We start from the raw sequence: 12486 nt of genomic DNA on the forward strand, positions 1-12486 counted from the left end.
GGACTCAGTCCAGTGGTCCGGTGAGGTAGCGCTGCACAGTCGGGCCCAGGTCGGAGACCAGTTGCTCGGGTCGCAGCTGCTCCACCTCGGGCATCCGCAGGAAGTACCGCGTGAGCGCCAGACCCGCCATCTGGCTCATCACAAGTGCGGATCGTCGTGCCGGCTGATCCACTGCCAGTTCCGCGACCACCGGCTGGATGCTGTCGTGCAGGGCGTGCTGTAGGACTCCCCGAGCGGTCTCGTGCGACGCCGCGGTCCGCAGGAGCGCCAGGAAGTGCTCGCGCACCTGAGGCTGCTCCCAGGCGGCGACGAAGGCGCGCACGAACAATTCCCCCCGCTCGCCCGGCGGCGCCTCGGCGACACGGGCCATGAGCGCGGCCGGGTCGAGCGGCAGTTGGAGCGCCTCGACCAGCAGCCCGTGCTTGGTGCCGAAGTAGTGCACGATCAGCGACGGGTCGACGCCGGCATCGCGTGCGATGGCGCGCATGCTGGCACGTTCGTAACCCTGCTCGGCGAACAAGCGGCGCGCACTTGCCAGGATCTGGGCGCGGGTGTCCTCCTCGCCCGGGCGGCGTCCCCGTGGCCTCATGCGTGGGCCAGTGCGGTCATGCGCTCCTCGATGGAGGGGACGACGTCCGTGAGGGTCGCGTCGAGCCCGGCCTCCGCGAGCGTCGCTCGCAGGCGCGCGTCGTCGGGATCCACCACGCGCACGGCGCGACCCGCGAGTGTGACCATGAACCCGGCCCCTGCGAGGAGCCTGGAAGGTGCGTGACCAGTCCGGCGCCGTCACGGACACGGTGCGGGTGCCGTCGACGATGTCGGCTTCCCTCCCGGTGGCGACCAGACGGCCGTCGGACATGAGCAGCAGTCGGTCGCACTGCCGCGCTTCCTGCATGTAGTGGGTGGTCACGAGGACTCCGGCGCCACGGACCGCTTCCTCTCGGATGCGGTCCCACAGGTGGGTCCGCGCCAGCGGTCCGACGCCCGAGGTCGGTTCGTCGAGCACGAGCACCGCCGGGGTGTGCTGCAGGGCGCAGAGGAACGCCAGTTGCCGGCGCAGGCCCAGGGGCAGGGCGGCGACCAGCGTGTCGCCCTGGTCTGCCAGTGGCCCTTCGAGGGTGGCCGGTGGGCATCCGAACGCCTGCGCCGCGAACGCCAGATTCTCCAGCGCCGTGAGTTCGGAGTACAGCCCGAGGCTCTGCGGCACGTAGCCGAGGCGCCGACGGCTCTCCCGGTTCGGCGGGGATCCGTCGAGCAGGGCCTCGCCGCTGCTGGGACGTAGCAGCCCCAGGAGCATGCGGATCGCCGTGGTCTTTCCCGCGCCGTTAGCGCCGAGCAGACCCACCACTTCACCGGGTGCCACGTGGAAGTTCACGCCATCCACTGCGGTGAAATGGCCGAATGTGCGGGTGAGGGCCCGGGCTTCGAGCAGGGCGGTCATGACATACCCGCCGCGCGCAGGGAGGCCACGACACAGACATCCTCGAGGGTGATCGTCGGGCGCGGATCGCCGCCGGGGGCGCCACCCGGCCACCACTGCCGGTACCGGTCGCCGCTGCGCCATGCGAGTTCGGCCCGGACGGGGGCGCTCACCAGCGTCACCTCGCCGGGGCACGACGCGATGATGTCGTCGGGCGTGCCGGACAGCAACACCCGCCCGTGCTCCAGGACCGCCACCCAACCGGCACGCTCGGCCTCGTCCATATAGGTGGTGCTGATGACCACGGCAGTGCCGGTCGTCGCCGCCTCGCTGATGAGTCGCCAAAGTTCCACGCGGCTCACGGGGTCCACCCCGGTGGTGGGCTCGTCCATGATGAGCAGGCTCGGTTCGTGCAACATGGCCAGCACGAAGCCGAACTTCTGCCGCATCCCACCGGACAACTTGCCGACCAGGCGGTCGCGCGCTCCGAGCAGGTCGGCCCTTCCGAGCAGGTCGTCGGCCCGACGGTCCAGTGCCGTGCCGGTGAGCCCGTAGGCCCCGCCGATGAAGGCGAGGTTCTCATCGACGGTGAGGTCAGCCCAACTGCCTGCGCCGGAGGGCATGTACCCGATGTCGTGGCGATCCACGAGATCCACGGTTCCCGCGGTTGCCGGGACCAGTCCCACCATGGCTTCCAGTAGCGTGCTCTTGCCCGCGCCGTCGCCGCCCACCACGGCCGTGATGCGTCCACCCGGGGTCTCGAGTGACACGTCGTCGAGGGCCACCACGTGGCCCCGCCGCACGGTCAGGTTCTGCACGCTCATGCCTGAACCTTCTTCGCCGCCCGCCGCCCGTCACCCGGGGCAAGTTCGCGGCGGAAGCGCAGTACGGCACCGGTGAACACCAGCACCGCCATGATCGCGAGCATCAGCAGGGGGAACCACAGGGAGTCCAGCGGTGCGCCCCGCAGCATGACCCCTTGCGAGACCATCGTGAAGTACGTCAGCGGTAGGAAGTAGCTGATCCAGCGCACCCCCCACGGGATCGCCTCGAGCGGGAAAATGATCCCGGACAGCAGGATCTGGGGAAGCAGGAAGAAGAACGCCGTCTGGATCGCCTGGCCCACGTTCTGCGAGATGGTCGAGATGAACACGCCGAGGCCGAGCACGACGAAGAGGAATTCCGCGGCCCCGAGGGCGAACACGGCGACGTTGCCGTTGAACGGGACGTCGAACAGCAGCATGCCGAGGACCGTCACCAGGACCATGTCGATGGAGGCGAGCAGGAAGTACGGCGCGATCTTGCCCAGGATCACGGTGCTGGGCCGGATCGGCATCACCGCCAGTTGTTCGATGGTGCCCGTCTGCTTCTCCTTGACCATCCCGATGCTGGTGATGATCGTGCCGATGAAGGTGAGGATCAGCCCGATGATCGCCGGCACCATGACCCAACTGGTCTTCAGCTCGGGGTTGAAGAGCACCTCTGTGCGGACGCGGTCGCCGAGGCGGTTGAACGTGGCGACGGCCGTCTGAGCGGTGAACAGCGACGATCCGTCCACGTAGGCGACGACTGGCTGGGTGCCGGTGACGATCGCCACATCCGTCTCGTTGCGTTCCAACAGGTCCTGGGCAGTGGCGGCATCCCCGGCGGGGTCGACCGTTCTCACGTCGAAGGGTGCCTGCGGAACGGACGTGACCAAGGTCGCCGCCTGCTGCGCCTGTGGCCCGAGGGTGGCGGTGGGGATTTCGTCGACGGAGAAGTTCGCCGCGTATCCGAAGACCACCAGCAACAGGATCGGCATCGCGATGAGCATGCCCATGGTCCGGTGATCGCGGCGAAGTTCGCGGAATTCCTTGAGAACCATTGCTCGCATGGCGCCCAGCCTACGCCTGCTTTTCAACGGACGTTGAATATTGCCGGATCGACCGCCTTGGGGTGGCTCACAGGCATGCAGGCAGCGGAATCAATGTGCCTGCAGGCGGTGGTGCCGGTGGCCGACTAGGTCCGGCTACGCCACCGGGCTCTTTGTGACGACGGTGCCGGTGCTGCCGGTCGGTTTGTGAGTTTGGCGATGGCTGCGGTGCGTGGGAGTGTGCACCTTCGTCGCACGGCGGGGTGGCGGCCCTGCACCGTCGTCACAATTGGGCCAGCAGCGGCGCCGGATACGCCCCAGCGTCAGCGAGGGCCGTCGGGGGTGTTCTGCTCCTTGAGCAGGTCGCGGATCTCGGCGAGCAGGTCCTCGGTGGTCGGGCCGGCCTCCTCCGCCTTGCCGTACCGCTTCTTGGCTGCCACCATCGGGGCCACGAAGACGTAGTAGACGACCGCGGCCGTGATCAGGAAGGTGATGATCGCGCCGATGATCAGGCCCAGGTTGATCACCTGGTCGCCGGGCAGGCCGATTGTCCCGCCGAGGCCGTCCTTGTCGAGGCCGAGCACGGCGAAGAAGCTGTTGACCACAGGCGTGATGAGGGCGGTGTTGAAGGCCCCGATCAGGGCGGTGAAGGCGGCGCCGATGACCACCGCGACTGCGAGGTCGATGACGTTTCCGCGAAGGATGAAGTCCTTGAAGCCCTTGAGCATGATTGTTCCTTTCCCCTACGGCCCAATCGTATGCCCGTGGCTCAGGGGCGGGACGCGGGTCCCTGAGCCACCTCGGCCAGCAGCGACTCGATGTCGGAGTCGGCGCCCGTCGGCCCCGGGGGCGTCGCCGGAGTTTCCGGACCGGGCTTCGGGCGTCCGGCGCAGAAGCGGGCGACGGCGGCGAGCACCGCCCCGACGGCCGCGGCTGCCAGTGGCTGGACCCACAGCCGGGACGGCGCACCCAGCGCCTCGGGCACCAGCACCTGCGAACTCATCGCCCACCCCAGGAAGGCTGCCAGCGCGGCAGTCACCGTGATCGCGCCGAGCCACGTACTGCGGTGTTTCACCACCCGCATGACCAGGCCGACGAGCGCCGCGAGCAGTAGTGCCGCAACGGTCCCGCCCACCCCGTAGAGAAGGCTTTGTGACCAGGTGCCCACGCTGAGAGTTTCGGGGGTGAGACGGGTCAGCCCCGTGTCCACCGGTGCGCCCCCGAGTGCGAACAGCGCCATCGCCCCCGCCAGGGGGTAGAGCATCGCCACGGCCAGCCCGACTTCTGTGGAACTGGTCAGGTACACCGTCGCGGCGGCCAGCCCGGCGGTGAGTACCACGCCCAGCCCGAGCAGCAGCGACCACGCCACCCCGCGGCCGGCGCGCCACCAGCGGGAGCCGGCGGTCTGCAGCAGCCAGACCCCTCCCACGAGCAGCGCGGCACCAGCCACTGTTCCCGGACGGTCGCCGGTCCACAGCCAGGTGAGGCCCTCGGTCGTGGTGACAGTCCCAGCTTCGTTGCTGACCGTTTCCGAGGTGCGAGTGCCGAAGACAAGGACCGCGGCGGCGAGTCCGGCGCCTGCTGCGGCGGGCAGCGCGCCCAGCCACGATGACCGCCGGGCGCGCAGCGCCACGAACCATGCGGACAGCCCGGTCACCAGCAGGGGAGCGCCGCTGGCCGTCGTCGTCCAGCCGATCCCACCTGCCACCGAGGAGCTGACGTCCTGCTGCCAGGCTCCGAGCAACCCCACTCCCGCCAGCCAGGGCCCCAGCCGCAACCATGAGGTGTCGGTGAGGCCGAGCTGGGCCAGACCCAGGGCGACGAGCACGCCGACGACCACCGCGAGGAGCACGGCGAGCACGCCGTCGATGAACGCCCGGATCATCCGGCACCCCCGAAGTCCTGTGTCAGGGCGGGGAAGGCGTCGGTCATCACGATGGCGCGGAACGACGGCGGCAGGGGCTTGTCGACCGTGACGGTGACGCCGGTGATCTGCTTCGACCCGTCCGTCTGGATCGACGTCGCGCTGTAGTAGTCGATGGGGACCGGCTGCCCGTCGTCATCGACCAGCAGGATCGACACGAAATGGTCGTCGGTCGTGTAGGGCGTCGGTACGTCGACCGATGCCGACACCGTCGAGGGCGATCCCGGGGCGTAGTTGATCTCGCCGATCTTCATGCCCGGAACCCGGCGCAGGGCGGGGGACTGGGCCTGTTGGCCCAGGAACGTACCGCCGGCCGTGATCACCCCCTGCGTGTCGCACATGCCGGTGGCGGGGATCTGCGAACCGTAGCCCGGGATGTCGGCACACACGGCCTCGGCCAGGAACTGCGAATCCGGCCGGACCGTCCCGTCCGCCCCGAACGTGCCCCGCAGGTCGAAGCGCTGCAGGGGGACCGGCCCGAACGTGAACCACAGGTTCACGCCGCTGGCGTTGAACGCGAAGGTGCCGTCGCGCTGCTTGCCGGCGACCGGGAACGAGAACAGCGAGGACGGGTCGGCGACGATGCGGCCCTCCTGGTCGCGCTTGGCGCCCACGAACCACACAACCGTGGCGTCGGGCGCGGTCTGCACGGCACCACCGATCCAGTCGTAGAAGTCGAAGCCGATCTGGTTGACGCTGGTGAGCATCGGCGGCAGCGGAACCGCCAGTCGCGACAAGGACAAGCCCGACGTCGCGTCGGCGCCGACCTGCGGGTTCCACGCCGTGCCGTCCGTACCGGTACGCACGGTGAACGACCCTTCGAACGGTTGCAGGTCACCGGTCCCCACCTCGACGTTGCCCAGTCGGGGGCCACCGGTGGTGACCACCCCCGCCAACGTCACCCGGTACGTCGTGTCGGCGGCGAGTATCTCCAGGGGTCGCACGAAGACGTACCTGCCGTCACCGGACACCGAGACGTCGACGTCGACATCCGGCTCTACCGTGACCAGTCGCTGCAGGTCGGGTGCCGGGACCAGCCGGGCCGGCACGGTGCGGCCCTCGCGTCGCACCACGATCCGCCCGGTCATGTATCCCGCGGGACTGATCTGCACCGGCTGTCCCTGCGGCACCAACCGACCGCCCACGTCCACGCCGAACAGGTACAGGCCGTCGGCCGGCAGTTCGGCCTCGTCGCAGCGCAGATCGCGCGGCCCGTCTCGCAGGCAGTAGTCGTAGGGCACGTACCAGACCGCGCCGTCCTGACTGCCGGTGTAGACGCCCTTGGGGCCGAGCGCCAGCGAGGAGTTCAGCTGGTTGCGGCTGGCCAGCGCCGGTTGCGTTGAGGTTGTGTCGAAACTCCAGCGCAGGGATCCGTCGTTGACGTTGACGGCGAACACGCGACCGTTGGCTGAGCCCGTGTACACGATGGGCGTGCCGCCGGTCACTGGCGCCTGTCCGACCACCGGCGAGCTGCGGATGGGGGCGCCGGTGTCGTAGGTCCACAGCACGTTGCCGTCGGGGTCCACGGAGTACAGCAGCCCATCGGTGGAGCCGATGATGATCTGCTGCAGTTGCCCATCCTCCTCGACCAGTGCCGGTGACGCGTAGATGTGGTCACCGGTCTGCAACTTCCCTTTCACCGAACCGTCGGCGGAGTCCAGCGCGTACATGGTTCCGTCGAAGGACCCCGCGTACAGCGTGCCGTCGGGCCCGAGTGCAGGGGACGAGGTGACGTAGCCCAGCGTGGTGCGCTGCCACTTCTGCGTGCCGTCGGGGTTCAGGGCGAACAGGCGCAGGTCGACCGAACCCCAGAAGGTGACCCCGGAGTCGTCCATCGCGGGGACGGTCCACACGGAGTTCTGGGCCTGGTACGCCCACTTCTGCGAGCCGTCGGGGTTGACCGCGTATGCTCCGCCGCCGGTGTTGCCCTGGTAGATCACACCGTCGGGCCCGATGTTGGGGCTGCCCTCCCACCAGTTGACCAGTTGCCCCTCGACGGTGGGCAGCGTGGGTTTGAACGTCCACACCACCCGCTGGTGGGGTGGCACCGCCGGGTCGGTGCTGACCTTGTACATGTTCTCGTCGCCGGAGCCGACGATCAGGCTGTCGTCATCGAGTAGTGCCGGGGCGGTGTCGATGATCTCCCCGGTCTCGAACCGCCAGACTTCCTCGCCCTCCTCCGAGAGCCCGTAGAGGTTGTGGTCGGCCGATCCGATGTAGATCGTGCCGTCGGCGGCGATCACCGGCGTGGAGAAGATGCCCTTGCCGGTCTGGAACGACCACGGCTGGGTGCCTGGGTCGAGGCCGGGCAGGTCAGAGGCGCCGGTGTTGCGCAAGTCGTGACGCATGGTCGGCCAGTACGCCCCGGGCTCGGTCTTGGACGTAGCCGCGGGGGTTTGCTGCGGCGACTGGCCCCACGCGATCCCGCCGGCGGTCACTGCGATCACAGCGGCGGCAGCAGCGAGGGACTTCACGCCTGTCACGGTAGTCCGGTCGCGGCCCCTTTGGGCGGAACGTGCGGCCTGGTCCTCAGTAGTACTGGCCGGCGCAGGGCAGGTTGTTCTGGGTGCCGTACACGCCCTTGATCCCGTCCTCGGCCTTCGTACCCAGCGCCTTGAGCTGCGGGTTCGCCCACAGGGCGAGCAGGGGTTGCTTCCCGCTCGGGACCAGCGCCGCCTGCGCCTTCACGGTCCGCTTCTTCGCGATGAGGCAGTAGGAGGCGCCGTCGTTGAAGGTCTGCGCCTGGCTCGGGGAGACGGTGCTGCCCTTGGCCGCCCCGACGAACCGCGTCACCAGGATCGTGGCGGCGTCGACCTGCGCCCGCGGGCTGGTCCCGGCGAAATACAAGTAGTAGCCCTTGGGCACCATGAACTGCAGGGTGTCGGAGGCACCTGCGGCCTTCTTGGTCTTCGACCGGTACTTGCCGGTGACTTTGCCGGTCTTGCTCCAGGTGGCCGAGATGCTGCACCCGTCACAGTCCTTGATCTTCAACTTCACGGGGACCTTGTCGGCGGCAACTGCCGGGGCGCTGGCGGCGGCTGCGAGCACAGCGGTACCGGCGATGACGGATGCGAGTCTCATGGGGGCCTCCTCAGTGGCAGACCCACCTTGCCGGACGACACCGGCCCGCCACAAGAGGCGCGCCTATCATGGGCGGGTGAAGATCGCCGTTGCCGGGCTGGGCTATGTGGGGCTGTCCAACGCGGTGCTGCTGGCACAGCGGCACACCGTTGTCGCCCTCGACGTCGATGCCCAGCGGGTGGCCGCGGTCAACGCCCGCCGCTCACCTATCGAGGATGCCGACATCGAGGAGTTCCTGACGACCGCGGATCTCGACCTACTCGCGACCACAGATCTGCAGGAGTCCTACGCCGGAGCGCGGTTCGTCATCGTCGCGACGCCGACGGACTACGATCCGACGACTGACTTCTTCGACACCAGTTCGGTGGAGACGGTCATCGGTCAGGTGCTGGCCACGGAACCCGACGTGACCATCGTCATAAAGTCCACGATCCCGGTGGGTTTCACCGACCGGATGTGCGAGGAGCATGGGACGCAGAACATCCTCTTCGCCCCGGAGTTCCTGCGGGAGGGCAAGGCGCTGCACGACAACCTGCACCCGTCGCGCATCGTCGTGGGTCAGCAGTCGCAGCGCGGCAAGGAATTTGCCGAGTTGATGCTCGAGGCGTCGCTGGAGTCGGATACCCCGGTGCTGCTGACCGGACCACGGCAGGCCGAGGCCATCAAACTGTTCTCCAACACCTACCTGGCGATGCGCGTGGCATTCTTCAACGAACTCGACACCTTCGCCTCCAGTCACGGGATGGACAGCCGGGAGATCATCACCGGCGTCAGCCTCGACCCAAGGGTCGGGGAGGGCTACAACAACCCGTCCTTCGGCTACGGCGGATATTGCCTTCCCAAGGACACCAAGCAACTGCTCGCCAACTACCGGGACGTGCCGCAGAACCTGGTCCGGGCCGTGGTCGATTCAAACCGCACCCGCAAGGACTTCGTGGCCGAGCAGATCGTGGCGCTCGCGCCGAAGGTGGTCGGCATCTACCGGCTGGTGATGAAGGAGGGCTCGGATAACATCCGCACCTCCAGCGTGCAGGGCATCATGAAGCGCCTGAAGGCCAAGGGCCTCGAGGTCATCGTGTACGAGCCCGTTCTGACCGGTACGGAGTTCTACCACTCCGAGGTGGTGGCCGAACTCGAGGAGTTCAAGCAGCGGTCCTCAGTCATCGTGGCCAACCGCATCTCCGAGGAGATCCGCGACGTGAGGGACAAGGTCTACACGCGCGACCTGTTCGGCCGGGACTGAAGCGCACGGACGTCGTCCTCTTCCAGCGCGCGCTGGGGCAGACCCCGGGTTTCCTCGGGTTCGCCCTTGCCCTGCGGCGTGCGGGCCAAGAGGGATCGCCCAGGAGGAGTACGCCGGTTGCTCGCCAGGTCGGTGGCTCACGTCCACCTCCAGACTCCGTGTGCCTCTGTTTCGCCGTATGCGCTCGGGAACGATCTTCCACCCCCGCCCGCGGGTGTAGCGTGGAGGTAAGCGGGCGAGGGGGTCGTCATGCGGCTTCGTCGGGTGGTGCCAGCGGTGCTGAGCGTGGCTCTGGTGATCGCGATCGTCCTGGCTGGTTTTGTCGCTGGCGGCGACACGACCCCGCCCGGCGGGGTTGCCGCGGCGCTGGCCGGCCGGAAGCAGCAACCCGCACCGACCTCTGTGAGATACACGGTTCGCGACGACGGCCGGATCAACGTGATCGTGCGAGGCACGTTCAAGGCTGCCGAGGTTCGCTTCCGGACAGCGACCGATCGCGTTCGACTACGGTCCGGCCGCCTGACCGACGGCAGGGCGAAGGTTCTGCTGCCCAAGAGCGTGCGCGGGATTCGGGCCCGGGCCAAGGCCACGCCCATGCGGGCGGCCAGCCGGTGGGTCAAAGCGGTGCTGAAGCGCAGCCCGACACCTGTCGGACCGCCCACCACAGACTGGGTCGGACTGTCCACGCAGGACCTCAATGCGGTGGCGGCCATGCGCTCCTTCTTCGGCCATCAGTCGGTCGGCGGGAACATCCTGGCCGCGGTTCCCGGCGTCTTCACCGACCACGGCGTCAGCGCTCCACCCCTGCGGGAGATTCCCGCTCCGGTGACCGGCGGCGCCATTCTCCACGACGAAATCGGCACGAACGGCGATCCACGCTCCAAGGTCACGGACTTCGCCGGCGACGTACGTGATGGTCTCGGGCAAGAGGTGGGTGTCGCGTTGATGAAGTTCTGCTACGTCGACATCACGGCTGGCACGAACGTCAGCTCGGTGTTCGCCCACTATCGCGAGACGATTGCGGCACTGCAGCACGAGTACCCGGGGGTGGCCTTCGTCCACGTCACCGTCCCGCTGACGACCGACAGCCCGGGCGACAACGTTGCCCGGGAGAAGTACAACTCCCTTGTACGTCAGCAGTACGCCGACTCCGGCCGCTTGTTCGACCTGGCCGTGATCGAATCCACCCGCCCCGACGGAACCCGTGTTTCCGGGAGCCAGGAAGGTGCCACGTACTACGCGCTCTACTCCGGGTATGCCAGCGACAACGGCCACCTCAACGACCGCGGAGCCAGGGCCGCCGCCGCCGGCCTGCTCGACGTCATGGCCCACGCTGCCGGCTGACCGGTGTCTGGTTGCCCTACTGATCAAGAGGCTCGGCTGCGTGCATCACGAACACGCGGTCGGGCAATGATCGTCGTGCACCTGCAGCGTGCGGGGGATCGTGAAACGCTGAAGTCCCCAGGGTTGGAGGTCATCGCGTGCGAGCAGGTGTTGAAGGCCCGGACGTCCACCGCTGCGAGGTGGTAGCCGATGTCGACGGGCCAACCGCAGCTCCGAGGAGATCCGCGACGTGATGGACAAGGTGTACACGCGCGACCCGTTCGGCCGGGACTGAAGCATATGGACGTCGTCCTCTTCCATCACGCGCTGGGGCAGACCCCGGGTTTCCTCGGGTTCGCCGACGCCCTGCGAGATGCGGGCCACGAGGTGGTGACGCCGGACTTGTACGAGGGCCGTGTGTTCGCCGACCTCGACGCGGGCGTGGCGTTCGCCGACGGCCTCGGGACCCAAGAGGTGATCGCCCGCGCGGCACGAGCCGTCGAGGGGTTGCCGACCCGGGTGGTCTACGCCGGCTTCTCCCTGGGGTCGGTGGCCGCCCAGGCCCTGACCCAGGGTCGCCCGGGCGCGGTCGGCGCGTTGCTGTACCACGGGGGTGCCGCGCCGCGGTGGTTCCCGGAGCCCTGGCCTTCGCACGTGCCGGTCCAGATCCACGCCACGGAGAACGACCCGTGGGTGGATCTCGAGGAGTGCGCGGAATTGGCTGCCGCGGCGCCGCGGGCCGAGCTGTACATCTACCCCGGGGCCGCGCACTTGTTCGCCGATCCGGATTCTGGGGAGTACGAACCGGAGGCCGCTGGCTTGTTGCTCGAACGCAGCCTGGAGTTCCTCGCGATCCTGTGAGGAGCGTCCGGGCACGTTCAGCAGGTGCCGAAGCGATGGTCCGGGTGCAGTGCAGGGCGCAGCAGCCGGTCGCGCCACACGACGGTGATCCGGTCGCCGCGCTCACGACAGGCGCGGGCGAAGTCCCGGCGCCGGTACTCGATCTCGATCACCGCGCGCCCGTACCGGGACAGGAATCGGCCGCACTCGTCGTAGCGCTGGCACCCCTCCACGACGGCGAAGTCGAAGAAGCGTTTGCCGACCACGGATGCGGCGTTCTTCTGCCCGAACGCGAGGCCGTGCCGATGCGCGAAGTGGGCCAACTGTCGCGCGAGGGCGACGTTGTCGGACCGGGCCAACAGGCCGCCGCTGCGGGTCCAGGAGTCCAGGTTGTCGGCCTCGACGGCCTGGAACCCCGCCTGCGCGCACCCGCCGATCCACCGGCCCACGATCGCGGCGATGCGGCTGCGGTGCTGGGGTGTGCGCGTGTCCAGTAGCCACTCCCCGGGCCAGCCCGGATCGCTGACTGTGGCGCCGCGCTCCCGCAGCACCAGATCAGGGTGGTGCCGCCGCCACCATCGACGCTGCTCCGGCTGGGTCTGGAACGCGTTCACGTAGCAGATCCCGTAGCTCCCGGGCGAGGGCGTCTCACGCCAGTCGCGCACCACGATCCCGACCCCCGGCGCCGGGGTGTACGGCCCACCCAGTTGGTAGTCCGCAGGCACATCCACCGGCGGCAGCACGATCGCAACCGCCAGTGCCAGAGCCAACATCCTCACAGCATGACCGGCTCGGGGCTGCGC

Annotated in this window: 11 protein-coding genes and 1 pseudogene; 3 read left to right on the forward strand and 9 right to left on the reverse strand. The window is 68.6% G+C overall.

Going from position 1 to position 12486, the window contains the following annotated elements; genetic code table 11:
- Positions 1 to 4: 4 nt before the first annotated feature.
- The 8 genes and pseudogenes from IPG68_04085 to IPG68_04120 form a co-directional block, all read right to left on the reverse strand.
- Positions 5 to 589, reverse strand: a complete 585-nt coding sequence (locus IPG68_04085; GenBank protein MBK6762491.1) for a TetR family transcriptional regulator — start codon at positions 587 to 589, stop codon at positions 5 to 7.
- Positions 586 to 1441, reverse strand: a pseudogene (locus tag IPG68_04090) (ABC transporter ATP-binding protein). Before IPG68_04090 ends, IPG68_04085 begins: the two are co-directional and overlap by 4 nt.
- Positions 1438 to 2244: an ABC transporter ATP-binding protein gene (locus IPG68_04095; GenBank protein MBK6762492.1), complete on the reverse strand. Its 807-nt coding sequence runs from the start codon at positions 2242 to 2244 to the stop codon at positions 1438 to 1440. Before IPG68_04095 ends, IPG68_04090 begins: the two are co-directional and overlap by 4 nt.
- Positions 2241 to 3293, reverse strand: coding sequence for an ABC transporter permease (locus IPG68_04100; protein ID MBK6762493.1), 1053 nt, complete (start codon positions 3291 to 3293; stop codon positions 2241 to 2243). The genes IPG68_04095 and IPG68_04100 overlap by 4 nt, the downstream gene beginning before the upstream one ends.
- A 302-nt stretch (positions 3294 to 3595) precedes the next feature.
- A complete protein-coding gene (gene mscL, locus IPG68_04105) occupies positions 3596 to 4000 on the reverse strand; it encodes a large conductance mechanosensitive channel protein MscL (protein ID MBK6762494.1) in 405 nt (134 codons plus the stop codon).
- A 41-nt stretch (positions 4001 to 4041) separates the two neighbouring features.
- Positions 4042 to 5157 (reverse strand): hypothetical protein, encoded by a 1116-nt coding sequence (locus IPG68_04110; GenBank protein MBK6762495.1) that lies wholly within the window; start codon positions 5155 to 5157, stop codon positions 4042 to 4044.
- Positions 5154 to 7670 carry a PQQ-binding-like beta-propeller repeat protein gene (locus IPG68_04115; protein MBK6762496.1) on the reverse strand — a complete coding sequence of 839 codons (2517 nt, stop codon included), beginning with the start codon at positions 7668 to 7670 and terminating at the stop codon, positions 5154 to 5156. The genes IPG68_04110 and IPG68_04115 overlap by 4 nt, the downstream gene beginning before the upstream one ends.
- A 55-nt stretch (positions 7671 to 7725) precedes the next feature.
- Entirely contained in the window at positions 7726 to 8277 is a 552-nt protein-coding gene (locus tag IPG68_04120) for a hypothetical protein (protein ID MBK6762497.1), read from the reverse strand.
- A 76-nt stretch (positions 8278 to 8353) separates the two neighbouring features.
- On the opposite strand from IPG68_04120, the gene IPG68_04125 reads away from it, so the two are divergent.
- The 3 genes from IPG68_04125 to IPG68_04135 all read left to right on the forward strand — a co-directional run bounded on the left by IPG68_04125 (position 8354) and on the right by IPG68_04135 (position 11704).
- Complete coding sequence (locus IPG68_04125; GenBank protein ID MBK6762498.1) at positions 8354 to 9520, forward strand: nucleotide sugar dehydrogenase; 1167 nt, start codon at positions 8354 to 8356, stop codon at positions 9518 to 9520.
- A 249-nt stretch (positions 9521 to 9769) separates the two neighbouring features.
- Complete coding sequence (locus IPG68_04130) at positions 9770 to 10864, forward strand: hypothetical protein (GenBank protein MBK6762499.1); 1095 nt, start codon at positions 9770 to 9772, stop codon at positions 10862 to 10864.
- A gap of 189 nt (positions 10865 to 11053) precedes the next feature.
- Positions 11054 to 11704 carry a dienelactone hydrolase family protein gene (locus IPG68_04135; protein MBK6762500.1) on the forward strand — a complete coding sequence of 217 codons (651 nt, stop codon included), beginning with the start codon at positions 11054 to 11056 and terminating at the stop codon, positions 11702 to 11704.
- Positions 11705 to 11721: 17 nt separating this feature from the next.
- On the opposite strand, the gene IPG68_04140 is transcribed toward IPG68_04135, so the two are convergent.
- Positions 11722 to 12456 carry an endo alpha-1,4 polygalactosaminidase gene (locus tag IPG68_04140; protein ID MBK6762501.1) on the reverse strand — a complete coding sequence of 245 codons (735 nt, stop codon included), beginning with the start codon at positions 12454 to 12456 and terminating at the stop codon, positions 11722 to 11724.
- Positions 12457 to 12486: the final 30 nt, after the last annotated feature.

The organism is Micrococcales bacterium (genome assembly GCA_016703125.1).
In the GTDB taxonomy this organism is placed as follows: domain Bacteria; phylum Actinomycetota; class Actinomycetes; order S36-B12; family UBA10799; genus JADKAV01.